Below are 22129 nucleotides of genomic sequence, written 5' to 3' on the forward strand. Positions count from 1 at the left end.
CCCCGCTTCGCGCCTTCCGCAAAAACCATCCGGCTCAGGGAGCGAAACATGTCTCTAACGACAAGCTATCTCGGCCTGACACTGAAAAATCCCCTGATCGCCTCGGCGTCACCCTTGAACGCCAATCTCGACAATCTCCGCCGCCTTGAGGATGCCGGCACGGCCGCGATCGTTCTGCCGTCGCTGTTCCAGGAACAGATCGAAGGTGACGACGAGGTTCGTCAATGGCTGACCGAAATTCACGCGGACAGCTCCCCGGAGGCCCTTTCCTATTTTCCCGCGGCGATCGGCGAGCCCTATGGCGTGGGGCCGGAGCGTTATCTCGACTTGATTCGACGCGGCACCGAAGCGGTCTCCATCCCCATCATCGCCAGCTTGAATGGATCGTCGCTGTCGGGCTGGACGGAATATGCGCGGTTGATCGAAACGGCCGGCGCGGCGGCCGTCGAATTGAACATGTATTACGTGCCGACCGACCTCAGGGAATCCGGCCAAGACATCGAAGTCCGTTACAGCGAGATCGTCGATGCGGTGTGCGGAACCATCACGCTGCCCGTTTCGGTCAAGCTGCCGTCCAATCTGAGCGCGATAGGCCACTTCGCAACGAGCCTGGTGGAACATGGCGCCGCCGGGCTGGTTCTTTTCAATCGTTTGATGCAGCCGGATATCGACCTCGTCCACCTGAAGCTGACGGACACGATCGATCTCAGCGAACCGAACGAAATGCGGCTATCGCTGCTTTGGACAGCGATCCTTTCGGGAAGAATTACGGCCTCCCTGGCCGCGTCCACCGGCGTTTCAACAAGCGCCGACGTGGTGAAATGCCTTCTGGCCGGCGCCGATGTGGTGATGACGGCTTCGGCGTTGCTGCGACACGACGTCGGTTACATGTCCATCCTCGCCGGCGGCTTGCGGACATGGATGGAAGAACGGGGAATCGCTACGCTCGCCGATATGCGGGGCATGATGAGCTGGCAGCGCAGCCGCGATCCCAGCATCTACACACGCGCGAACTATATCCGGATTCTCGAGCATTATGCGCCCCACTGACCACCGCCCGGAGCGGCGTACCTAATACCAAGTCTCGGATGAGGATGACTCCCCCGAGAGTTGGCATAAGTACTTTCCGATCCTCCCGACACACCACCCTCGGCCGCTATTCTGCTCTCGCGGTCATCGGACCTACCCGCGAGAGCAACGGAAAATGGAGCATAGCGACATGGACAAGGATCGTATCGTCGGCGCGGCTAAAGAGGTCAAGGGCGCCATTGAGGAAGCGGTCGGCAACGTCATCGGAGATGCCAAGATGGTCGCCGATGGAAAAAAAGACAAAGTGGAGGGCAAGGCCCAAAACGCCATCGGCAGCGCGAAGGACATCGCGAAAGAGGCACTTAAGAAGTAACTCATGTTTCTATTCAATTTATTTTTCAATCGACTGATGAGTTACGGGCGCCTGACCGTCATAGACGCCGGAGGAAAAATCCACGTCTATCAGGGCGAACCGACGGATGTTTTTCCTCCGGTCACCATTCGTCTGCATGACCGGTCGATACATTGGAGACTCCCGCTGCGTCCGGCGATGACCGTCGGCGAAAGCTACATGGATGGCACGCTGACCATCGAGGAAGGCACGCTTTACGACTTCCTGGCACTGGTCAGCGAAAACCTGCACCGCATGGACCAGCGCTATTCTCCCGGTGAACACGCTTTCGCCATGGTGCGCCTGTTGCAACAATGGAATCCGGTGTCGTCGAGCAAACGCAACGTCGCCCGCCACTACGATCTGTCGGGCGCCCTCTACGACCTGTTCCTCGACAGTGACCGGGAGTACTCCTGCGCCTATTTCGCGACCGCCGGGATGTCGCTGGAAGAGGCCCAAAGAGCCAAGAAAACCCACATCATGACCAAGCTGCTGCTCCGTCCCGGGCAAAAAGTGCTCGACATCGGCTGCGGCTGGGGCGGCCTGGCGCTGTCCATGGCCCGCGACTATGACGTCGACGTCACGGGGATCACCCTTTCCGAAGAACAGCTCAAGGTCGCCCGGCTCCGCGCGGAGGACGCGCAACTGACAGGCAAGGTGCACTTCAGGCTGTGCGATTACCGCGATATTGCCGAACGCTTCGACCGCATCGTCTCGGTGGGAATGTTCGAGCATGTCGGCGTCGGATATTTCCAGACATTTTTCAACCATGTGCGTGATCTGCTGACCGACAACGGCGTGGCTCTCCTGCACGCCATCGGACGTTCCGCCGGGCCGGGCGTCACCAACGCCTGGATCCGCAAATATATTTTCCCCGGCGGCTATAGCCCGGCGCTGTCCGAGGTGCTGCCCAAGGTGGAACGCGCAGGTCTCCTCGTCACCGATATCGAATTGCTGTTTCCGCATTACGCGGAGACCCTGCATCACTGGGCCGAACGCTTCGCCAAGAATCGCGCCAGCGCCGCCAAAATTTATGACGAACGCTTCTGCCGTATGTGGGAATTCTATCTGGCCGGCGCCGAAACCGCCTTCCGTCATCAGGGTTTGATGGTCTTCCAGATGCAAATGGCGAAGAACCATGCCGACATTCCGCGGACCCGCGACTACATCACCGCCCGCGAACGGTGCTGACGGCCGGGAGCATCCAGTGGAGTACGCGTTCGAATGGCGTCAATTGGTACAGCGGAAAATAAATCTCCGAGGAAACACCTGCCGATCCAATGTCTGACCGCACTCGGAATCGTGTTTGGAGATATCGGAACAAGCCCTCTCTACACCTTCAAAACCATTCTCGGCATGACGCCGGAGACGCCTGACGGAAGCGTCATTCTGGGAGCCCTTTCGCTCGTTATCTGGACCCTCTTCGTCATTACCACGGTTAAATATATCTCCTTCGCCATGCGCGTCGACAACGACGGTGAAGGCGGCATTCTGGCGCTCATGTCGTTGCTGGGGGTAAAAAAAAGACGACGGCGAGGCGTGGTGGCCATCGGTCTCTTCGGGGCGGCGCTGATCTACGGAGACGGGGCGATCACGCCGGCGATCTCGGTTCTTTCGGCACTGGAGGGGCTCACCATCGTAACCCCCGCCGTTCAGCCATACATCGTGCCGACGGCCGTGGCGATCTTGCTGGCGCTCTTCGCCATCCAGTCTCAGGGCACGGCGCGGATCGGGCACGCTTTCGGCCCGGTGATGTTCGTCTGGTTCATGACCATGGCTCTCATGGGGATTGCCGGGATCGTGCAACATCCCGTGGTGATCGCCGCACTCGACCCGCGTTACGGGCTGCGCTATCTCCTCTCCAATGGAATTTCAGGCTTTTTGATCCTTGGCGGCGTCTTTCTATGCGTCACGGGAGCCGAGGCCCTTTATGCCGATATGGGCCATTTCGGAAAACGACCGATCCGGCTCGCCTGGCTTGCCATCGTGTTTCCGTGCCTGATCCTGAATTACGCGGGACAAGCCGCCATCGTCCTCGACGGCGCGCCACCGGACGGCAACATCTTTTACAGCCTATGCCCTCAACCGCTGCTGATACCGCTGGTGGTTCTCGCCACAATGGCGACGATCATCGCCAGCCAGTCAATCATTACCGGGGCATTTTCCATGACCCGGCAGGCCATTCTGCTGGGCTGGCTTCCAAGGTTGCGGATTAAGCAAACCTCATCGGAGGGCTTCGGCCAGATCTATGTCGGCGTGGTCAATTACCTGCTGATGTTCGTGACGATCGGCCTCACGATCGGCTTTGCCAAATCCGACAATTTGGCGGCCGCCTACGGTATCGCCGTCTCTCTGACGATGCTGATCACGTCGGCCCTGCTTTTCATCGCCATGCGCGAGATCTGGGGCTGGCCTCCGATCGCGGCGGGAACCGTCGCGGCATTTTTCCTGATCATCGATGGCGCGTTCTTCCTCGCCAACCTTACCAAAGTGACGGAGGGAGGATATGTGCCGCTGCTTTTGGCGGTTGCCGTCTATGCCGTGATGTGGATCTGGCATCGCGGCGCCGTGGCCGTCACGGCCCAGGCACAAGAATCCTTGACCCCAATTCCCGTCTTCCTCGCAAAAATTCTCGCAGACGGCATTCCGCGAGTCCCCGGTACCGCCGTGTTCCTGACCCGGACGACGCAAGACACGCCCCCGTTGATGGCCTGGCACGTCAGGCATAACCGCGCCCTGCATGAGAAATTATTCGTATTGCGCGTCGAAAGCCTGCCGGTTCCCTGGGTTGCCGGCTCCGAGCGGATCGCCGTTCGGGAGATCGCGCCGAATTTCTGGCGGGCGGATGCCCGTTATGGATTCATGGAGAGACCCGATATTCCCAATCTTTTGCGCGCCAGCGCGTCCCGGGGCTACGCGGTCGATCTCGAAGACGTCACCTATTACGTCGGACATGAGACCCTGGTGGGCCGGAACGACGGCGGAGGGCTGCCGGGATGGCAAGTCGCCCTCTTCACCGTTCTGGAGCGCAACGCGGTTCATGTCAGCGACTTTCTCAGCCTGCCGAGCGATCAGGTCGTCGAAATCGGACGAAGAATTTCGATTTAGCGCGTTGCGTATAGATTGAATCGCGCTCGTTAGCCTGAGCGGGTAAGAGGGGCAAAACCCCGGGCACGCAGGTGCAGCAATTATCAGTTTCGTCATGGCCGGGCTTGTCCCACGGCTGTCCACGCCGGGGGATGGCACAGGCGCTTCCATTGAGGTCAGTCTATTGAAATAACATGATTTTTTTAAACCGTTCAAGCCTGAGAGGTTGCACGGCGTGGATACCCGGCTCAAGGCCACGGCTGTCCGGCACGGATTTTGCTCTCAACATATGGGAAAATTTATGCGCTTCTGCTCAGCTATAAGTCGTCATGCCCGGACCTGATCCGGGCATCCACGTGCCGCTTCCAATGACGTCGGTCGGTCCCCTGCAATCATGGATTGCCGGGTTAAGCCCGGCAATGACGGTTTTGGGTTGTGCTCACCACTCAAATAGAGGCGACGCACAAACTGTGCCGGACAGCCGTGGCTCAAGGCCGGGCATGACGATTTCGAGTTTTGCTGCACCTGCGTGCCCGCCCTTTTGCCCCTCTTACGTGAGCGGCGTTTGAGCAATCGAAACCCTTAAATTAAGGAGAAGCGGTGATCTGTTCAGATCACCGCTTCCTGCACCTCAATCTGGACGGCCTCTTACCGTTCAGTGCGCCGCCGACTTGCTCTTGGCGTGCGCGCCCGTGCCGCGCTCCTGCGCTTCCTTGGAAAGCTTTACCGCCTTTTCCGCGTGTTCAAGGCCGGCTTTGTGATCGCCCTTGGCGTGCTCATCGGCGGCGGACCGATGCATCTTGACCGCGGCCTCATGAGCGTCGGCGGCCTTCGTATGGCTGGTCTGTGGCATAACATGGCTCTTTCATTGTGAAGTTGGATTCTTCTTTCGAGTCCGCCCTGCGGGCATTGACGTCGCCTTTTGAGCGTGCGCGTGAGCATCACCCGTCTCGATCCGAGAACCGCACCCTAGGCTTCGGCGCATGAAGAAAAAAAGGCTCGGAATCTACGCGACCGATACGATGCGAAAGGCCTGAGTAGTTTCCGAGTCTGCCGCTGACGCGCGACCGACAGCACCCTCCATGGCGCGCTGAAAACTCGTGGAGATATCGTCATGACGTTCCTCCAGAACAAAACGTTCGACGAAATCAGACAAGGCGACAAGGCATCGGTCGAACGCGTCTTGCAGGCCCGAGACCCCGCCGCCATCCTGCCCGACCGCATGGAGTGACGCTCCGATGACCGACGCCATTATTGCGATCAATGCCGGATCCACCAGTTTGAAATTCGGCGCTTATGGAATGAGCGCGGCCGGTTCGCCCCCCCTGCTCTGCCGCGGTCAGATCGACAGCATGCAGGACGCTCCGCATTTCTCCGCCCGAAACCCCATCGGCAAGTCGTTGGATCAGCATGATTGGGGCACCGGTCATGCGATCGACCATAAGGAAGCGTTGCGCTTCGTCATCACCTGGCTGGAAAGCAATGTCTCCGCCATGAAGGTGGTTGCCGCCGGTCATCGCATCCTGCTCGGCGGCTCCCGCTTCGAGGTGCCGGCGCGGATCGACGCCGACATGCTGGATTACCTGGAATCGCTGGCCGAGGTGGAGCCGTCGCATCAAACCTTCAATGTGCTGGGTGCCCGGGCACTTGCCGAAACTTTCCCGGGCCTGCCGCAGATCGCCTGCTTCGACAGCTCGTTTCACAAGACGATGCCGGAGGTGGCGAAAACCTATGCGCTTCCGAAGGACGTGCGCGACGCCGGCGTCCGTCACTGGGGTTATCACGGTATCTCCTACGACTACATCGCTCGGCAATTGCCGCATATCGTTCCCCAGGCGCGGCGGGTGATCGTCGCGCATCTCGGCGGCGGTTCCAGCATGTGCGCCATGCTGGACGGACGGAGCGTCGAAACGACGATGGGCTTCGCCGCCCTGTCCGGCCTTCCGATGGCGACGCGCTCGGGCGATGTGCCGCCGGGCGCCCTGCTTTACCTGCTGCGCCGCAAACTGTTCGACGGCAAATCGCTCGAGGAAATGCTCTATCATCGCGCGGGCTTGCTCGGCCTGTCGGGTATCAGCGGTGACATGCGGGTCTTGCAGGAAAGCGCCGATTCACGGGCTGTCGCGGCGGTCGAACATTTCGTCCATGCGATGACGAAATATACCGGCGCCTACACGGCCGTGCTCGGCGGATTGGATGCCTTCGTCTTCACGGCCGGCATCGGCGAGCACTCCGCCCCGGTACGCGCGGCGCTCTGCGACAAATTGGCATGGCTCGGCGTCACGCTGGACGAGCAGGCGAACGCGGCCAACGGACCACGCATTTCCACCCCGGACAGCAGGGTATCGGTCTGGGTCGTTCCCACCGACGAAGAACTGATGATCGCACAACATACGCAGGCTCTTGTCATGCACGACGATAATGCCTCTAAGATAACAAGTCAGAGTAGTGGCGCGTTTCATCTTAAATGAAAGATGCCACTAAGCCAGAGAGGCTCTTTAGCTTGGCCGAAGCCGGAACCGAAGGCATCACAAACTACCTACTCGAACATGTCATTTTAAATGACATGTTCGAGTAGGTAGTTTCCGATCCTGCGCGGACAGTTCATCGTTCGATATTCTCTAGAAGCATTCCGAACGCAAGCCTGACCGATCCGCCCCGGCGGAGCGGCAGCGGCCGAAACGAACATCTGGAGCGCCGCCTCGATCGAGAGTCTGTTGCCTTCGTGCTGAAACGTGCAACGCCATGTTTTCCTCAACGCTCTACGCCATCCCGATTGGGATCCCAGAACCTTCCCGCCGAGGTCTGCCGCCGGATATCGAGGCAGACATAACCTGAATTAAGGAGCCTGCGATGTTAAGGAACACATCCGCGATCGATGGCTATGCCATTGAGGCCAGTGATGGCCGGATTGGAACCGTGAAGGACTTTCTCTTCGACGACATGAACTGGCTGGTTCGTTGGCTGGTCGTCGACACAGGCAATTGGCTCTCCGGTCGGACGGTCCTTTTGCCGGCCTCCGTCTTGGGCCACATCAATCAGAAAAAGCAGGAATTCTCCGTTCGACTGACCAGACAGCAAATCAAGGACAGTCCGGATATCGACACGGACAAACCGGTGTCACGGCAGGCTGAGATAAACATTTACGACTACTACGGATGGAGCCCCTACTGGGGAGCTGATTTTTACCTCGGCGGCTACGGTGATCTGGTGGGACCGCCCTTCCCGGGGCTGGATGGAAGCGACGACGATATCAGCGATGCGCAGCAAAGCCATAATGATCCGCATCTCCGCAGCATCGAAGCCGTCACCGGCAACCATATCCAGGCCGCGGACGGGGAAATCGGTCACGTCGAGGACTTCCTTGTGCAGGAGGACGATTGGAGCATCCATTATCTCGTCGTCGACACAAAGAACTGGTGGCCCGGAAAGAAGGTCCTGATCTCGCCAAGGTCGGTAAAAAACATCGACTGGACATCGAAACTGGTGACTCTCAACGTCGACCGTCAAAGGGTCAAAGATAGCCCGTCCTATGATTCATCGACAAATGTCAATCGAATCTACGAAAATAACTTTCATCATTACTACAATGCCAGTCAGCCATCCGATCAATCTAATACAAACCTGCGTTAAGATTGACACTGCGCAGGCTTGTATCCAGCACCGCTCGGATCACCAACCCATCCGAACGCAGGTCCCGTCCGCCACCCGCCGATGAGACGGCGCGACGGACTTGCGCTGGGTAGTTTCCGAGGCTACCGCCCATCCCGGACACCTCCTATCGTTCGAGATCAAGCACGCAGAACGAGGGCCTCCGGCTGCGATAAGGGCGCTCACGACATGCGGGAGAGCGCACCATGAGCATCGGCACAATCTTCGTGATCATCATCGTTCTTGCGCTGGTCGGCGCCCTGCCGACATGGCCGCACAGCGTGACCTGGGGTTATTACCCGAGCAGCGGACTGGGTGTCATTCTCGTCATCGTCGTCGTTTTGCTGGTCAGCGGACGGCTATAAGCATCGGGCAAGGCCTGGAGATGGCGTTCACCCCATTTGGAGACGAATCATGAGACGAATCACTTTGGCAGCCATCTTTTTAGCCTCGCTCTTGGCGCTCACCGCATGCGGTCACAGCACCGGCGACCGCGCCTTGAGCGGCGCCGGCATCGGCGCGGGCGTGGGCGCGGTGGGGGGGCTGATGTTCGGCGCGCCCCTCGAAGGCGCGTTGATCGGCGGAGCAGTCGGCGCCGGCACCGGGGCGATAACCAATTCACACCAAGTCAATCTCGGCCGGCCGGTTTGGCGGTAATCCGTTCACGCCCACGGCGAGAACGGCAAACACTGGAGATCATAATGTTTCAGTCCGCGAAGATCCTGAAAATACTAGGCACCACCCTTGCCCTTTCCGTGATTGCGGGATGCGTGGAACAAGCCTCTCCCCCGCCGCCGCAATATTCCGCGGAAAACGGCCCGGAACTGGCTGGCGCCTGGTATCAGATTTACTTCGACACCAATAAGATCGACATCAACAAGAGGGGACAGATGATCGTCACCAACGTCGCCACCGTCGTCCTCAACAATGACGCGACGCGCGTGACGGTGATCGGCAAGACGGATCGCGTCGGCTCTCCCACCGACAACATGGCTTTGTCGCAGAGACGCGCCGATCAAGTCCGCGACGCGCTCATCACCGCCGGAGTGCCTTCCACCCTGATCGACACGAGTTGGACCGGAGAGGCCAAGCAAGAGGTGGCAACGGCCAACGGCGAAGCCGACACTCGCAATCGGGTCGTCGACATCACGGTGATCAAGCTCGCTCATTAGGAGAAATACGCCTTCGGTGGCACCGGCGTCCCTGCTCATAAGCGCTAGGGTCAGAAAAATATCCCCTCGCCCGCTTTGCGGGAGAGGGGGCGAGCGAAGCGAGTGGGGTGAGGGGTCTTACGCGCGTCAAGCGCGGAAAATGTGCGCAGAAACAAATTTATGTCGCGCGGACGCTAAGTCCCCCTCACCCGGCCGCTAAAGCGGGCGAGGGTTTATCCTAGCGCCTATGGGCGGTAACGCCGGTGCCACTCGTTTTATCCAGGGCCGACCCACAATGATTAAAGCACTGATAAAACGACAAACTTCGAGAGATGAGAATCCGCCCCCCGCTCTCCAGGGCCGTGGCTGGGTCGCCGAAGTCGACGGCGACCACGCCACGATTACGCTCTCCGGCGATTGGATCGCCCGCATCAGTGGCCTGGAAGCCGACGCGGTCCCGCGGATTCTCTCAACCGGCGCGCATACCATCGCTTTCGAGGGCTCGGGCCTGGGGCAATGGGACAGCGCCCTGATCGCCTTTCTATCCTCGCTCCGCGATGCGGCGCGGACGGGTGGCATCGCTCTCGACGAGGAAGGCCTTCCCGCCTCGGCCCGGCGATTGCTCGCCCTGGCGTCGGGAACCATCCCGCCGGCGACGCGAGCGAAAGGAAAATCCCTCCTCGTCCGCACGGGACTCCGCGGACTGGGCTTTACGGCCGAGGCGGCCGAGGTGGCGGCGCTGGTCGGCGCGGCCTGCCTTCGAGGCGGAGCGGCGATAAGAGGCCGTTCCCTGATGCGCGGCACCGACCTTTTGAGTTGCATGCGCGACGCCGGGGCCGCCGCGCTGCCGATCGTCACGGTGGTCAATGTCCTGGTGGGCGGCATCCTGGCCTTCGTCGGCGCCGTCCAACTGCGCCGTTTCGGGGCGGATATCTATGTGGCGAGCCTGGTCGGTATCGCCGTGGTCCGCGAGATGGCCGCATTGATGACCGCCATCATCATGTCCGGCCGCAGCGGCGGCGCCTATGCCGCGACGATCGCGACGATGCAGGGCAGCGAGGAAATCGACGCGCTGCGCGCCGTCGGCATTCCCCTGTTCGACTACCTCGTCCTGCCGCGAATCCTGGCGCTCACCGGAATGATGCCGATCCTTTACCTCTACGGCTGCGCGGTGGGCATCTTCGGCGGGTTCGTGGTGGCCGTCGCCACGCTGAATCTTTCCCCGATGTCCTTCATCGAGGAAACACGCTCGGCGATCTCCGGCAGCCAGTTCGGCCTTGGCCTGGCGAAAAGCCTGACCTTTGGCGGGCTGATCGCCATTGCCGGATGCCGCGTCGGATTGCGGGCCGGACGCAGTGCCGCCGATGTCGGCCAGGCCGCAACGACGGCGGTGGTCGCCAGCATCGTCGGGGTCATCGTGCTGGATGCGATTTTCGCCATCTGCGCCAACGCCTTGGGGATTTGAACATGAACACTCCGTCCCTTGGATCGAAACTCGATGTGGAGGGCCTCTCCATCGGATTCGGCGAGGTGATCGTTCAGCACGATCTTTCGTTCAAGATCGAGACGGGCTCGATCTTCGCCATCATGGGCGGAAGTGGATGCGGCAAAAGCAGCCTGCTCAAGGCGATGATCGGCCTTCTCCGTCCAAGCGCCGGCGTGATCCACGTCGGCACCGAGGATTATTGGGCGGCGAGCGACGAGCGCCGCGCCGAGATCGGCCAAGGCTTCGGCGTCTTGTTTCAAAGCGGCGCGCTGTGGAGTTCGATGACGGTGGCCGAGAATGTCGCCTTGCCGATGAGGATGCTGACCACCCTGGACGACGCCTCGATCATCGCCCTTGTACGGATAAAGCTGTTTCTGGTCGGACTTGGCGCCGCCGGAAACGTCATGCCCGCCGATCTCAGCGGCGGCATGCGCAAGCGGGCGGGTCTGGCCCGGGCGCTGGCGCTTGATCCGAAAATCCTGTTCTTCGACGAACCCTCGGCGGGACTCGATCCCATCGCGGCCAAGCGTCTCGACGACCTGATCAGGGAATTACGCGACGGATTCGGCACCACCGTCGTCATGGTCAGCCACGAGTTACCCAGCCTTTTCGATATCTGCGACGACGGCATCTTCCTCGATGCCGCGACAAAAACGGCCATCGCCCATGGCGCGCCCCGTAAATTGCGCGACGAATGCGACAACCCGACCGTGCATGCCTTCATGAACCGCGAACGACCACCGGATGATCGGAACGGTGGGGGAGACGATCATGACATCCGCTAACCCCGCCGTCGTCGGAGGCTTCATCCTGAGCGGCCTGGCGCTCGGCGTCGCCGCCATTCTGCTCTTCGGCGGGATGCGCCTGTTCAGTCCGACCGTGCATGCCGTCGTCTATTTCCAGGGGTCGGTGGCGAACCTCGACGTCGGCGCGCCGGTAACCTTTCGAGGCGTTCGGGTGGGCATGGTCACGAAGATCGCGGTGACGCTCAACATGGCGGATCTGACGGCCCGCATTCCGGTTTACCTGGATCTGAATCCGGCGCAGATCTCCCTGAAGAACGCCATCGGCGAAGGAGCCGAGGCGGGCCTCGATCGTTTGCTGAAGGCTGGTCTGCGGGCGCAACTCGATATGCAAAGCCTGGTCACGGGGCAGCTTCGCGTCGACCTCGACCTCCAGCCGGGTATCGCCGCGACCACCCTCGGTGGTGACCAGAGCCGCCGAGAAATCCCTTCCATTCCATCGAGACTGCAGACCCTTGAAGGTGAATTCAGCGAGCTTCCGTTGAAGGAGATCGCCGAAAATGCGCGGAAGGCTCTGGCCTCCATCCAGCGGGTGGCCGACGAACTTCCCCGCCAGATCGGGCCGTTGACCGACAGCATCAGGCAAAGCTCGGATGCCGCCCGCGTCACCTTGGAAAACATCGACCAATTGGCGGTCGCGACAACTCGGCAAGTGACGGTCAACGGCGATCAACTGGCTCGCGTCCTGGCGTCATCCGATCGGACGGTGCGAAATACCGAGTCCTGGGTGACGTCCATGAAGGAAATGACGGCGCCGAACTCCCAGATCCAAAGCGATCTTCACGCGACCATCCGCGATCTGGCCGCAAGCGCCAGTTCCCTTCGCGGATTCACCCATGAAATCGAAAGGGACCCGAGCGCCCTTCTGAGCGGAAGGACCAGCCATTGACCCGTCGATATTGGCGCGGCCCGGCCGCGACGACGCTCGCGATATTGCTCACCTGCTGCGGCTCCGGTTCGTCCTTGCGAACCTATGTGCTTGGCGGCCCGGCCACCCCGACGATCGGCGTCACCTCGGAAAGCGGTCTTCCCGTTATCGCGCTGAAGACCGTCTCGGTTCCGGACTATCTCGATTCGACCGACATTCTAAGGCGCACGGGTGCGAACGAACTCACCCCAAGCCCGGAGGGACGCTGGGGAGAACGGCTTTCGCAGGGCCTTACCCACGCCCTGGCATCCTCCCTTTCCAGGCAACTGCCGAGAACGGTGATTTCGACCGCAGTCACCCCCGAACCGAAATACCGCATCTTCGTCGACATCGAAAACTTCGATATCGACGTCGACGGCCGTTGCCTGATCGCGGCGCGATGGCGGATCACGACAGGCGACGGGAAAGGCTGGTCGACAAGTGAACATGGCACATTCAGCCAGGCCGCCAAGTCGATCGACGACCCGGCGATCGCCGCGGCCATGTCTCTGGCCGTCGATCAACTCGCCACGGAAATCACCAGGTCGGCAAACCTTGAATAGCTGGATGATTCAACTTTTCGTCCGCCTGAGTATTTTCCGAACCTCTCCTGAACAGAATAACCTCTGATAGGGTTTCGGAAGCAATACTCCGCAATAAGCAAACGTTTCCAAAAAACCCCGCTCCTGCGGCACCGTCCCTCCCGCCGATCGGGTTGGGCGGTCTGGAGAGACACCCCCGAAGAGGGCCAAGCCAGTCGCACAAGGTAGGTTCGATGCCTCAACCGCAGAATCCCCCCACTTCCGCGCCGGCATATTCCCCTGGGGCACCAGGAAAACGCGCCCGCGATTTGTTGCGAAGATCCGAAAACCGCTACCGGCGGCTTTTTGAAACCGCCCGCGACGGGATTTTGCTTTTGAATGCCGACACGGCCCAGATCGAAGACGTCAACCCCTATCTGATCGAGATGCTGGGCTACTCGCATGGCGAGTTCCTGGGAAAAAAGCTTTGGGAAGTGGGATCGTTCGCCGACATCGCGGAAAGCAAGGAAATGTTCTCGGCAGTACAGACAATGGGATATGTCCGATACGAAGATCTTCCGCTCAAGAAAAAAAACGGCCAAAACGCTGATGTCGAGTTCATAAGCAATTCTTATGAATGCGATGGAAAAAAAGTAATTCAGTGCAATATACGCGATATTTCAGAGCGCAAATCGGCGGAAAAAAAGATCGAACTTCTCGCCTTCTTTGATTCGCTGACAGGCCTGCCCAACCGCAGCCTCCTCCTCGATCGATTGCGACAAGCCCTCGTTTCCTGCACCCGCACCGGGCGCAAGGGAGCGCTGCTGTTCATCGACCTGGATGATTTCAAGACGCTGAATGACACTCTCGGCCACCACATAGGCGACCTGCTGTTGCAAAAGGTGGCGCATCGTCTCACCACCCGCATGCGTGAAGGCGACACCGTGGCCCGTCTCGGCGGTGACGAGTTCGTGGTCGTGCTCAACGATCTGAGCGATCACCCCCAGGACGCCGCCACCCAGGTCAAAATGATTGGCAAAAAAATTCTCTCCACCCTGAACCGGCCTTACGTCCTCGCCTCGCTTGAACACAACAGAACGGCAAGCATTGGCGCAACCTTGTTCGGAGACAATAAAAACACCACTGACGAATTACTGAAACAGGCGGACATCGCCATGTATCAGGCCAAGGCGGACGGACGCGACACCTTATGCTTTTTCGACCCGAACGTGCAGACCGCCGTCAAGGCTCGTGCCGCTTTGGAAACAGAACTCCGCCAAGGAATCAAGAAAGATCAGTTTGTCCTTCATTTCCAGCCCCAGATGGACGACGGCCGCCTGGTCGGCGCCGAAGCTCTCATTCGTTGGCGGCACCCCAAGCGCGGCTTGGTCTCCCCTTCCGAATTCATTCCCCTGGCCGAAGAAATAGGCCAGATCCTGCCTCTGGGAAATTGGGTGCTGGAAACCGCCTGCATCCAAATGGCCGCCTGGGCGCGGCAACCGGAATTGGCCCATCTCACGCTGGCGGTCAATGTCAGCGCCCGTCAATTCCTCCAATCGGATTTCGTCGCGAATGTATTGGCCGTTCTGGAGCGCACGGGGGCCGATCCGAAGAAACTCAAGCTGGAGCTGACCGAAAGCATATTCGCGAACAATGTGCCGGCGATCATCGCCAAAATGAACGAATTGAAAGCGGCGGGCTTGCGTTTCTCCCTGGATGATTTCGGCATCGGCTATTCATCGCTCTCCTATTTGAAGCACCTCCCCCTCAGCCAGTTGAAAATCGACAAATCCTTTGTCCAGCACGTCCTCACCGATTCCAAGGACGCGACGATCGCCCGCGCCATCGTCGCGCTGGGCCAAGGCTTGGATCTGGCGGTCATCGCCGAAGGGATCGAAACGGAGGCGCAACGGCTTTTCTTCGCCGATCTGGGCTGCCGTTCTTATCAAGGATATCTATTCGGCCACGCGATTCCAGCAAATGAATTCGCGATCTCGGCCATCGGCCGCGAGAGGCTCTGAGTAGTTTCCGATACTGTCGATACGAAAAATTACCCGCTATTGTCTAATAACATTCAACCACTTAACAAAATATATCTCATTAATACGCTAATCAATTAAGTATAAAAACGTCCTCATCACAAACTTCCCAACGAAGGAAACTAAAATTATGCGTATTTTTGTGGGGATACTCTCTGCCGGCTTGATTGCCGGCATTGCCTCCGCGGCACAGGCCCAAACCGAAGGCCTGTATTTCGGCGCGGAGGCCGGGGCCGCCATCGCCCCGACGATCAAGTTCAGGGACGGCGCCAAGACCTGGAAGGAAAACCATGACCTCGGCTACGCCGTCCTCGGCCAGGTCGGTTATGGCTTCGGGCCGGTAAGGGTCGAAGCCGAACTCGGCTGGCGCGCCAACGGCGTCGACAAGGTCAAGCAACCCTTCAACAACGCCAATGGAAAGGGTTCCCTGGACGCCAGTTCCGCGATGGCCAACGTCTATTATGACATCGCCACGGAAACGCCCATCACGCCCTTCATCGGCGCCGGCGCCGGCGTCGTCGATGTGAGTGCCGACAGAATCCGGGTCAACAACACGACCTTCTCCGACGACGACCGCATCGTCTTCGGCTATCAGGGCATCGTCGGCGCGTCCTATCGCCTCGACGACCATTGGTCTCTGAAAACCGATTACCGCTACCTCCGCACCCTCAATGCCGGGCTGCATGAGGATCCGTCTTACGGCAACGGCCGATCGAAGGCAGAATATACCTCCCATGCCGTTCTGGTCGGCTTCACCTACAAACTTGGCGAGCCCCCGAAACCCGCCGCGGCATATACGCCAAGACCCGTAGCCGCGCAGACCCCGGCCCCGGCCCCGAAGACGGTTCAAGCGGCACCGATCACCAAAAACTATCTGGTGTTCTTTGATTTCGACAAATCCGATATCACGCCCGAGGCCGGCAGAACCATCGACCAGGCGGCGAATGCCGTGAAAGCGGGCGCCTCCACCAGCATCGAGCTGACCGGCTACACCGACTCCATGGGGTCGGAGAAATATAATCTGGCCCTGTCGCTGCGCCGCGCCAATTCCGTGAAGGCGGCTTTGGTCAGGCTTGGCATCCCCGACCGGGAAATCTCGGTAACGGGCAAGGGCAAGGGCGAGCAATTGGTCCCGACCGCCGACGGCGTCCGCGAGCCACAGAACCGCCGTGTCCGGATCGTTCTTCCATAAGCCACTAATACCAAGTCTCGATGAGGGCCCGCGCCATCGTTGGCGCGAAGCCTAGGGATACGGATGTATCCCGCCCGGCGATTGAGGGCTTGGTGATCGGAACCGATCACCAAGAGCTGGTTAAAGCCCATCGAGGCCTTTTCGGAAAAGAAGAAACCGCAAGCAGGACTTTCCCCCTGCCTGCGGTTTCTTCTCAATTCCCCCACCGCATCGATTTCGGGCGGCGTCCAGTCCCCCTTTCTTTCCCGACGCTGCGGAGGCCACGGAGCGATACGTAGATTCCGAGCCTCACGGGCGGTACCCGCCAGCGCCTATGGTGAAGCCCTACAGTCGCGGAGAGGAATGCCCCAAATGATCGCCCACGATGTGATGATTGATAAGGTCCTGTCGGTAACCCCCGACATGACGCTGCGCCAGATCGCCAAAATTCTGGTGGAGAACGGCATCAGTGGCGTTCCCGTCGTCGACGGCGAAAACCACCCCATCGGCATGGTCACCGAGAAAGACCTGATTGCGCCCACCGGCGACGGCGGTCAGAAGGCCGGACGTGAACGGTGGCTGACGCAACTTGCCGAGGGCGAGCCCTTAAGCCCGGAATTCCTCGCCAATCTCGAACATCCCGAACGCACCGCCCATGAGGTCATGTCCGCTCCGGTGATGACCATCCCGGAAACCGCCGATCTTTCCCATATCGCCCGGCTGCTCGTCGACTATCGGATCAAGCGGCTTCCCGTGGTCCGCGATGGCCTGATGGTGGGCATCGTCAGCCGGGCCGATCTGGTTCGCCAGATGGCGCAAGAGCATGCAAAACCGACCCCCACGCCACCTCACGAGGGGATTTTGGCGGAAGCGATCGTCACCCTGGAAGACCATTTCAGCCAGCCCCCGCCATCGCCCGCCGCCGTCGACACGGAAAAAAGCGACAAACCGACGGTGACGGCTGGCGCCTTCAGCGCCCTGGTCGAGGAGTTCGACCAGCAGAAGGCGACGCAGCATGCGACGGACAAGCAGGCGGGCGTCGAACAGCGCAAGGCGTTGATCCAGGATCTGACGGATCATCACATCGACGACGAAACCTGGCAGAGCATCCTGCGCAAAGCCCAGACGGCCGCCACGGCGGGACAAAAGGAACTCCTGCTGCTGCGCTTTCCTTGCGACCTGTGCAGCGACGGAGGCCGCGCCATCAATGCCCCGCTCCCCGACTGGCCGGAAACCCTGCGGGGCGAAGCGGCCGAACTTTATCATCTTTGGGAACGGGATCTGCAACCCACCGGCTTTCGCCTGAGCGCCCAGGTTCTTGACTTCCCCGGCGGAATTCCGGGGGACATCGGGCTAACCCTGGTGTGGGGCGGATAGGGTCATCCCGTCAAGCCGAGCCAGGTCCAATAGGTCAAAGCCACCACGCTCATGAACAGGGCGGCCAGGACGCTCATCACCCCGCCTGTCTTCATCATCTCGCGCGCGGTGACGTACCCGCTGCCCATGGCGACGGCATTGGGCATGTTGGTGACCGGCAGCAGATACTGGTGCTGCATATTCACCCCGAGGATGAGGGCGAACGCCATGGGATCGGCGCCGATGGCGACCGCATGGGCGATGACGATGGGTGTCAATGCCGTGGTTTTCGGACCGCCGCCGGTGAACAGCACCTGAAGCGCGGTGACCAGCCAGATCATGACGATGATCTGCGTCACCACGGAAAAATCGGTGATCGGTCCCAGCATGGTGTGGGCCATCCAGTTCGCCGCCCCCGAGGTGGCCAGGGCGGTGCCCATGGAAAGACCGGCGCCGTAGAGCACGAACACGTTCCACGGCACGCGGGTCTGAGCCTCCTTCCAGGTCATGATTCCCCGGACCGGCCACAGCAGCAGAATGATCGACGCCAGGCCGACGATGACGACGTTGATCTTATGAAAGGCATCCGTCGCCCACAGCGCCAGCGTCAGCAGGAAGACCACCAGGGTATAGGTCTCGCTGGCCGTAAATGGCCCCATGGCCTTCAGCTCGCTTTTGATGAAATCCTTCCCCTGCCCCAGGTTCTCCACTTCCGGCGGCCACATCCGTCCGATGAGGTAAACCGACAGGAAGGCCAGGACGAAGGCCGGCGGGCCGCCGACCCACAGCCAGTGGGACCAGGACACCGGCTTCTTCACCGCCGCCTCGATCAGCCCGGCGGTGATCGGGTTGCCGACATGGGCGGTCAGAACGCCGGCGCTCATCATCGTGCCGCTCATGGCGACGATGAACATCAGGGCCTTCATGATGTTGCTCTCGCCCGGCCTGGCCCGAAAGGCCTGGCCGATCCCCAGGATGATCGGCAGCATCAGAAGCGTCCGCGCGGTGATCGACGGCACCAGGAAGGTCATCACCGCCATCACCAGGGCCACCGCCCAATAGATGCGCCAGGCGCCGCCCCCAGCCAGATCCACCAGGGTCAGGGCGATGCGGCGCGACAGGCCGGATTTTTCCATGCAGCCGGCCATGATGAAACCGATGACGATCAGCCACAGGGCGGTGTTGGCATAACCCCCGAACGCTCCGTTGAGCGGCACCGCCCCCAGGGCCGCCAGCAGGAAAACGATCAGGATGCCGCTGAACGCGTCATCGAGCGCCTGGGTCACCCAGACGATGATGGCGAACACGGCGACACCCAGCGAGGCCTTGCCGGCGGCGCTCAACCCCGGCGTCGACGGCGTCAGCCACAAGATGGCGCCAAGCGCCGCGAAAGCGGCGATCAGCGCGAATAGTTTTCTTTTTTCCATTTCCCCGATCTTTCCTGTTCGAGCGCCCCGCCCTTTCAGGTGCGCACCGGAACAGGCATTCTCCGGTTCAACCGAGAGACGGGTAGCGCGACGATCCCCCCTTTGGTCGCGACGGCGCGGGCATGGACCGGCCATGCGACAGGATCGCGACCATTCTGCGCCGATGCCGGGATGCTTCAACCGTCACAAATAAAAAACTTATGGTTTTGTGCGTGCCAAATCGTCGGCCATGGCTGTCGGGTTGCGAAGCGGCCGCAAGTTGCTCTCGACGGGCCGCCCGCGTCAGCGTTGCCGTTATCCCGTCGAGCGCGGCGCCTGCCAGTCCTCGAGCAGCATCGCGAGAAGGCGGCCGGCGACGGGAGAAACAGGGGGATCGTGGCGTTGCACGATGCCGATGGTGCGTGACACCCGCGGCGCGACGATATCGACCGTGTGGATGATCGACTGGGCGGCGGGCGGTGCCGCAACCGAGGGGAGCACCGCGATCCCCAGCCCCGCCTCGACCAGTCCCAGCATGCCCGACAAATGCATGACCTCGTAGGTCCAGTCCAACCGCATGCCCCGCTGCCCCAAGGCGTTGTCGATTAACCTGCGATTGCTGCTTGTTTGTCCGATCACAATCAGACGCTCTCCGTCCAGTTCATCCCATCGGACCCGCTGGCGTGCCGCCAGCCTATGGTCGTGCCGGCAGGCAAGGACGAATGGATCCTCCAGCAGGGCGGTAAAGTCGAATGCGGCATCCGCAGCCCCAATGTAATTGATGCCGAAATCGGCCTCTCCGCGGGCGACCGCCTCCAATCCCTCGTTCGCACCTATATCGAGGATGCGGATACGGATGCGAGGATAGGCTTCGCTGAACCGCGCGACGGTCTTCGGGAGGAAGCGGAAGGCCACGCTGGGCACGGCGGCGACTGTGACCAATCCAGAGGTTCGCCTCCCCAGGTCGCGGATGGCCAGGACTGAGGATTCGAACTCCTCCACCAGTCTGCGTGCCTTCGGCAGAAAATCCCGCCCGACCGCGGTGAGGGCCACATGCCGCGTCGTGCGCTCAAACAGGCGGGCGCCGAGAGTCTCCTCCAGCCTCCGGATTCTGCGGCTCAACGCGGGCTGGGACAGGTTCAGCAATTCGGCCGCGCGGACAAAGCTGCCGAGGTCGGCCACCGTCACGAACGATTTGAGATCGAGCAGTTCCACGTTCATCGGCCCTGGACCATCATTATTTCATTACACGACATAATAGGCTCGATATTTGCATTTCACAAACAGTCGGCTCCTGGCCGACACTGTCCCTGGTAGCGCCACGCGAGGATCCGTGACGCGGAACAGGAGACGCAAGAAATGGGAACCTCGGCCAGGTGGGAGTTGCGCCGGCAAGCGGACGCGCAGACATGGGACGAACGAGAGCAGGCCGACCTGTTGATCTCATTCATCCAGATGCTCGCGGCTCGGGACGGCGGGATCATTGAAAATCTTCGAAATTTCCTCGCCGCGACCGCGGACGAGCAGAACCGGACGGGGCGGCAGAAGACTCGCCCGTGGGAATTCCGCCCCGATTAGAGACCGATGATGTCCTCGATCCCGGGAACCTCGTTTCCCTGGGCGCCGACCTCGCGGGTGTGGTGGACCAGATGGACGTGACCTCTCTTTTCGATGGCCCAGGCCACCAACTCGAAGACCTCCAGCACACAGGCCATCATGCTTTTGCCGACCAAGGGCGAAGGTCCAGCCCCCCCACGGGGGCTTGCTAGCGAACGCCAAGTGTTTGAAAGAGTGGCATGCCGAGCGTGATGAAGAAGCGCACTGGACGGCGTTGATTCCGTTGGATGGATGATGGCGTATCGATAGCAACGCATACTCACACGCGCCCGTCTCGACCGCCCTGGCTCGCATCGACATTGGTCGCAGCCGGAATGATCGCGGGCAGCATCCAAAATCTCCATATGGGTCACGGTTTCTCTGCCGTGACGGGTTGGCGGAAAACTCTCTCTCTCTCTCTCTCTCTCTCTCGCACCCGCCCCGTCACCCAAGCCCCGGCCGCCCGTTCCCTCTATTCTTCCGTCTGCAAGGCCGCCTCGTAGTCCTGGCCACCGTGAAAGACGCCAATGATCGATATCTTGTCGGCCATCACGCCATAGGCGATTGCCGGCGACGACGCTGCGATGGCGCGATAGAGCGCCACCAATTGTTCCTCGGCCTCGGGAGTAAAAACGACGGTGGCGGTCATGATCCTTTTCGTTGTTCCGCAGCCAGCCTCGCGCGCACCTGATCGATGGTCACCGCGCGGGAGGGATCGGCGAGCGCATCGTAAGCTGGCCCCACCTGATCTTTCAGCCAGCTCTCGACGGCGCGGTCGCGGGCCAGCAAGACACGCAATCCATCGCGGATCACTTCGCTTTCCGTGGCATATTCCCCCGCCGCGATCGACCAAAGCGGCGATGTCGCGCCCGCCATGCAGCACACGAACTATGACGAGTTCGGGTACTGGCGCCTCAGGTCTCGGCGTATAGTAGATCGCATAAGCGCCGTGGAACGTCACCCGTAGACCGGGCGCGAGTTGCTCCCGCGCCGTACCTGACTGCGGAAAGCGCAGCAAGGGTTCGAAGGCAGACTCGATCCCCTCGGTAAAACGCGTCGCAATCGGTTCGGAAGCTTCGAAGGCAATATAGGCCCAGAGTTCGGCAAGGTCGGCTTCCGCCGTCTCGGTTAAACGGAGGGCGAGCGGGACGCTAATAATTTTTTCCCCCGCTCAACGATGCGGTTCGCGTCGAAATCCTTCACTCGCCCATCGGCCAGGTCTGTCAAACCCTTATTGATGTCGGCCTGCAGAGAGGCCAATTCCTGCAGTTGCAGCGCCCGCTTCATCTTCCAATCCCGCAAGGCTTCGCGCACGACCTCGCTTGAGGAAGCATAATCGCCTCCCTCGACGGCACTCTTTACGATGGTCGCCATCTCGGACGGCAGGGTGATGGTCAGACGCTCGATTTCGGCCATGGCGGCCTCCGCAAAAAATTTATCTGCATACTTTATCATACTTATGGTGCGTTTCCACGAACGCAAGTTTCTACCAAATTCTGGAGGAATTTTCGGGGAGCAGGTCACGACGTCCCAGA

The 22129-nt window shown here is 60.4% G+C and carries 24 protein-coding genes and 1 pseudogene; 17 read left to right on the forward strand and 8 right to left on the reverse strand.

From position 1 onward, the window contains the following. Window positions 1-48: 48 nt before the first annotated feature. The 4 genes from CWS72_RS18560 (at window position 49) to CWS72_RS18575 (ending at window position 4528) form a co-directional block, all read left to right on the forward strand. The gene (locus CWS72_RS18560; protein WP_101252128.1) at window positions 49-1050 is read left to right on the forward strand and encodes a dihydroorotate dehydrogenase-like protein; all 1002 of its coding nucleotides are present in this window, start codon (window positions 49-51) and stop codon (window positions 1048-1050) included. 169 nt (window positions 1051-1219) lie between these two features. After that, window positions 1220-1402, forward strand: coding sequence for a CsbD family protein (locus CWS72_RS18565; protein ID WP_101252172.1), 183 nt, complete (start codon window positions 1220-1222; stop codon window positions 1400-1402). 3 nt (window positions 1403-1405) lie between these two features. Further along, a complete protein-coding gene (locus CWS72_RS18570) occupies window positions 1406-2611 on the forward strand; it encodes an SAM-dependent methyltransferase (RefSeq protein WP_101252129.1) in 1206 nt (401 codons plus the stop codon). 33 nt (window positions 2612-2644) lie between these two features. Further along, window positions 2645-4528, forward strand: a complete 1884-nt coding sequence (locus tag CWS72_RS18575) for a potassium transporter Kup (protein ID WP_101252130.1) — start codon at window positions 2645-2647, stop codon at window positions 4526-4528. A 634-nt stretch (window positions 4529-5162) separates the two neighbouring features. On the opposite strand, the gene CWS72_RS18580 is transcribed toward CWS72_RS18575, so the two are convergent. After that, window positions 5163-5360 carry a hypothetical protein gene (locus CWS72_RS18580; protein WP_101252131.1) on the reverse strand — a complete coding sequence of 66 codons (198 nt, stop codon included), beginning with the start codon at window positions 5358-5360 and terminating at the stop codon, window positions 5163-5165. A 385-nt stretch (window positions 5361-5745) separates the two neighbouring features. Between CWS72_RS18580 and CWS72_RS18585 the strand changes: the two genes are divergently transcribed. The 12 genes from CWS72_RS18585 to CWS72_RS18640 all read left to right on the forward strand — a co-directional run bounded on the left by CWS72_RS18585 (window position 5746) and on the right by CWS72_RS18640 (window position 17613). Further along, a complete protein-coding gene (locus CWS72_RS18585; protein ID WP_101252132.1) occupies window positions 5746-6978 on the forward strand; it encodes an acetate/propionate family kinase in 1233 nt (410 codons plus the stop codon). Between the two features lie 382 nt (window positions 6979-7360). Continuing rightward, the gene (locus CWS72_RS18590; protein WP_199175784.1) at window positions 7361-8140 is read left to right on the forward strand and encodes a PRC-barrel domain-containing protein; all 780 of its coding nucleotides are present in this window, start codon (window positions 7361-7363) and stop codon (window positions 8138-8140) included. A 224-nt stretch (window positions 8141-8364) separates the two neighbouring features. Continuing rightward, window positions 8365-8523 carry a DUF3309 family protein gene (locus CWS72_RS18595; RefSeq protein WP_101252133.1) on the forward strand — a complete coding sequence of 53 codons (159 nt, stop codon included), beginning with the start codon at window positions 8365-8367 and terminating at the stop codon, window positions 8521-8523. Window positions 8524-8572: 49 nt separating this feature from the next. After that, the gene (locus tag CWS72_RS18600) at window positions 8573-8815 is read left to right on the forward strand and encodes a YMGG-like glycine zipper-containing protein (protein WP_101252134.1); all 243 of its coding nucleotides are present in this window, start codon (window positions 8573-8575) and stop codon (window positions 8813-8815) included. A 44-nt stretch (window positions 8816-8859) separates the two neighbouring features. Continuing rightward, window positions 8860-9330, forward strand: a complete 471-nt coding sequence (locus tag CWS72_RS18605; protein ID WP_101252135.1) for an OmpA family protein — start codon at window positions 8860-8862, stop codon at window positions 9328-9330. Between the two features lie 274 nt (window positions 9331-9604). After that, window positions 9605-10774: an ABC transporter permease gene (locus CWS72_RS18610; RefSeq protein ID WP_101252136.1), complete on the forward strand. Its 1170-nt coding sequence runs from the start codon at window positions 9605-9607 to the stop codon at window positions 10772-10774. A 2-nt stretch (window positions 10775-10776) separates the two neighbouring features. Continuing rightward, window positions 10777-11580, forward strand: coding sequence for an ABC transporter ATP-binding protein (locus CWS72_RS18615; protein ID WP_101252137.1), 804 nt, complete (start codon window positions 10777-10779; stop codon window positions 11578-11580). Next, on the forward strand, window positions 11567-12487 hold the full coding sequence (locus CWS72_RS18620) for an MlaD family protein (protein WP_158240720.1): 921 nt from the start codon (window positions 11567-11569) through the stop codon (window positions 12485-12487). The genes CWS72_RS18615 and CWS72_RS18620 overlap by 14 nt, the downstream gene beginning before the upstream one ends. Beyond that, window positions 12484-13068, forward strand: coding sequence for a PqiC family protein (locus CWS72_RS18625; protein ID WP_101252139.1), 585 nt, complete (start codon window positions 12484-12486; stop codon window positions 13066-13068). The genes CWS72_RS18620 and CWS72_RS18625 overlap by 4 nt, the downstream gene beginning before the upstream one ends. A 212-nt stretch (window positions 13069-13280) precedes the next feature. Next, on the forward strand, window positions 13281-15047 hold the full coding sequence (locus tag CWS72_RS18630; RefSeq protein ID WP_101252140.1) for a sensor domain-containing protein: 1767 nt from the start codon (window positions 13281-13283) through the stop codon (window positions 15045-15047). A 148-nt stretch (window positions 15048-15195) separates the two neighbouring features. Further along, a complete protein-coding gene (locus tag CWS72_RS18635; RefSeq protein ID WP_101252141.1) occupies window positions 15196-16257 on the forward strand; it encodes an OmpA family protein in 1062 nt (353 codons plus the stop codon). A gap of 351 nt (window positions 16258-16608) precedes the next feature. Beyond that, window positions 16609-17613, forward strand: coding sequence for a CBS domain-containing protein (locus CWS72_RS18640; protein ID WP_158240721.1), 1005 nt, complete (start codon window positions 16609-16611; stop codon window positions 17611-17613). A 2-nt stretch (window positions 17614-17615) separates the two neighbouring features. On the opposite strand, the gene CWS72_RS18645 is transcribed toward CWS72_RS18640, so the two are convergent. Both CWS72_RS18645 and CWS72_RS18650 read right to left on the reverse strand, forming a co-directional pair. Next, the gene (locus tag CWS72_RS18645) at window positions 17616-19019 is read right to left on the reverse strand and encodes an SLC13 family permease (RefSeq protein WP_101252143.1); all 1404 of its coding nucleotides are present in this window, start codon (window positions 19017-19019) and stop codon (window positions 17616-17618) included. A gap of 294 nt (window positions 19020-19313) precedes the next feature. After that, window positions 19314-20219 carry a LysR family transcriptional regulator gene (locus CWS72_RS18650; RefSeq protein ID WP_101252144.1) on the reverse strand — a complete coding sequence of 302 codons (906 nt, stop codon included), beginning with the start codon at window positions 20217-20219 and terminating at the stop codon, window positions 19314-19316. Between the two features lie 138 nt (window positions 20220-20357). Here CWS72_RS18650 and CWS72_RS18655 point away from each other — a divergent pair, with 138 nt between their 5' ends. Next, window positions 20358-20576, forward strand: a complete 219-nt coding sequence (locus CWS72_RS18655) for a hypothetical protein (protein WP_101252145.1) — start codon at window positions 20358-20360, stop codon at window positions 20574-20576. Here CWS72_RS18655 and CWS72_RS27900 read toward each other — a convergent pair. The 5 genes and pseudogenes from CWS72_RS27900 to CWS72_RS18670 form a co-directional block, all read right to left on the reverse strand. Then, entirely contained in the window at window positions 20573-20731 is a 159-nt protein-coding gene (locus CWS72_RS27900; RefSeq protein WP_158240722.1) for a hypothetical protein, read from the reverse strand. The two genes, CWS72_RS18655 and CWS72_RS27900, sit on opposite strands and share 4 nt — an antisense overlap. Window positions 20732-21066: 335 nt before the next feature. Further along, entirely contained in the window at window positions 21067-21243 is a 177-nt protein-coding gene (locus tag CWS72_RS28125) for a hypothetical protein (protein ID WP_199175786.1), read from the reverse strand. Continuing rightward, entirely contained in the window at window positions 21240-21470 is a 231-nt protein-coding gene (locus tag CWS72_RS18660) for a ribbon-helix-helix domain-containing protein (protein ID WP_199175788.1), read from the reverse strand. Before CWS72_RS18660 ends, CWS72_RS28125 begins: the two co-directional genes overlap by 4 nt. A 46-nt stretch (window positions 21471-21516) precedes the next feature. Next, window positions 21517-21753, reverse strand: a pseudogene (locus CWS72_RS28830) (type II toxin-antitoxin system RelE/ParE family toxin); the annotation flags it as partial. Continuing rightward, window positions 21723-22010, reverse strand: a complete 288-nt coding sequence (locus CWS72_RS18670) for a ribbon-helix-helix domain-containing protein (protein ID WP_101252146.1) — start codon at window positions 22008-22010, stop codon at window positions 21723-21725. The pseudogene CWS72_RS28830 and the gene CWS72_RS18670, both read right to left, overlap by 31 nt. Window positions 22011-22129: the final 119 nt, after the last annotated feature.

It is taken from the genome of Telmatospirillum siberiense (assembly GCF_002845745.1).
Lineage (GTDB): Bacteria > Pseudomonadota > Alphaproteobacteria > Rhodospirillales > Magnetospirillaceae > Telmatospirillum > Telmatospirillum siberiense.

What these genes read in the sequence shown, in the direction of transcription:
- CWS72_RS18645 (WP_101252143.1), bottom strand. Translation starts at nt 19,019, where the DNA reads ATGGAAAAAAGAAAACTATTCGCGCTGATCGCCGCTTTCGCGGCGCTT.
- CWS72_RS18655 (WP_101252145.1), top strand. Translation starts at nt 20,358, where the DNA reads ATGGGAACCTCGGCCAGGTGGGAGTTGCGCCGGCAAGCGGACGCGCAG.
- CWS72_RS18660 (WP_199175788.1), bottom strand. Translation starts at nt 21,470, where the DNA reads ATGGCGGGCGCGACATCGCCGCTTTGGTCGATCGCGGCGGGGGAATAT.
- CWS72_RS18630 (WP_101252140.1), top strand. Translation starts at nt 13,281, where the DNA reads ATGCCTCAACCGCAGAATCCCCCCACTTCCGCGCCGGCATATTCCCCT.
- CWS72_RS18650 (WP_101252144.1), bottom strand. Translation starts at nt 20,219, where the DNA reads ATGAACGTGGAACTGCTCGATCTCAAATCGTTCGTGACGGTGGCCGAC.
- CWS72_RS18560 (WP_101252128.1), top strand. Translation starts at nt 49, where the DNA reads ATGTCTCTAACGACAAGCTATCTCGGCCTGACACTGAAAAATCCCCTG.
- CWS72_RS18620 (WP_158240720.1), top strand. Translation starts at nt 11,567, where the DNA reads ATGACATCCGCTAACCCCGCCGTCGTCGGAGGCTTCATCCTGAGCGGC.
- CWS72_RS18670 (WP_101252146.1), bottom strand. Translation starts at nt 22,010, where the DNA reads ATGGCCGAAATCGAGCGTCTGACCATCACCCTGCCGTCCGAGATGGCG.
- CWS72_RS18590 (WP_199175784.1), top strand. Translation starts at nt 7,361, where the DNA reads ATGTTAAGGAACACATCCGCGATCGATGGCTATGCCATTGAGGCCAGT.
- CWS72_RS18615 (WP_101252137.1), top strand. Translation starts at nt 10,777, where the DNA reads ATGAACACTCCGTCCCTTGGATCGAAACTCGATGTGGAGGGCCTCTCC.
- CWS72_RS18585 (WP_101252132.1), top strand. Translation starts at nt 5,746, where the DNA reads ATGACCGACGCCATTATTGCGATCAATGCCGGATCCACCAGTTTGAAA.
- CWS72_RS18610 (WP_101252136.1), top strand. Translation starts at nt 9,605, where the DNA reads ATGATTAAAGCACTGATAAAACGACAAACTTCGAGAGATGAGAATCCG.
- CWS72_RS18580 (WP_101252131.1), bottom strand. Translation starts at nt 5,360, where the DNA reads ATGCCACAGACCAGCCATACGAAGGCCGCCGACGCTCATGAGGCCGCG.
- CWS72_RS18640 (WP_158240721.1), top strand. Translation starts at nt 16,609, where the DNA reads ATGATCGCCCACGATGTGATGATTGATAAGGTCCTGTCGGTAACCCCC.
- CWS72_RS18595 (WP_101252133.1), top strand. Translation starts at nt 8,365, where the DNA reads ATGAGCATCGGCACAATCTTCGTGATCATCATCGTTCTTGCGCTGGTC.
- CWS72_RS18600 (WP_101252134.1), top strand. Translation starts at nt 8,573, where the DNA reads ATGAGACGAATCACTTTGGCAGCCATCTTTTTAGCCTCGCTCTTGGCG.
- CWS72_RS18570 (WP_101252129.1), top strand. Translation starts at nt 1,406, where the DNA reads ATGTTTCTATTCAATTTATTTTTCAATCGACTGATGAGTTACGGGCGC.
- CWS72_RS18605 (WP_101252135.1), top strand. Translation starts at nt 8,860, where the DNA reads ATGTTTCAGTCCGCGAAGATCCTGAAAATACTAGGCACCACCCTTGCC.
- CWS72_RS28125 (WP_199175786.1), bottom strand. Translation starts at nt 21,243, where the DNA reads ATGACCGCCACCGTCGTTTTTACTCCCGAGGCCGAGGAACAATTGGTG.
- CWS72_RS18635 (WP_101252141.1), top strand. Translation starts at nt 15,196, where the DNA reads ATGCGTATTTTTGTGGGGATACTCTCTGCCGGCTTGATTGCCGGCATT.
- CWS72_RS18565 (WP_101252172.1), top strand. Translation starts at nt 1,220, where the DNA reads ATGGACAAGGATCGTATCGTCGGCGCGGCTAAAGAGGTCAAGGGCGCC.
- CWS72_RS18575 (WP_101252130.1), top strand. Translation starts at nt 2,645, where the DNA reads ATGGCGTCAATTGGTACAGCGGAAAATAAATCTCCGAGGAAACACCTG.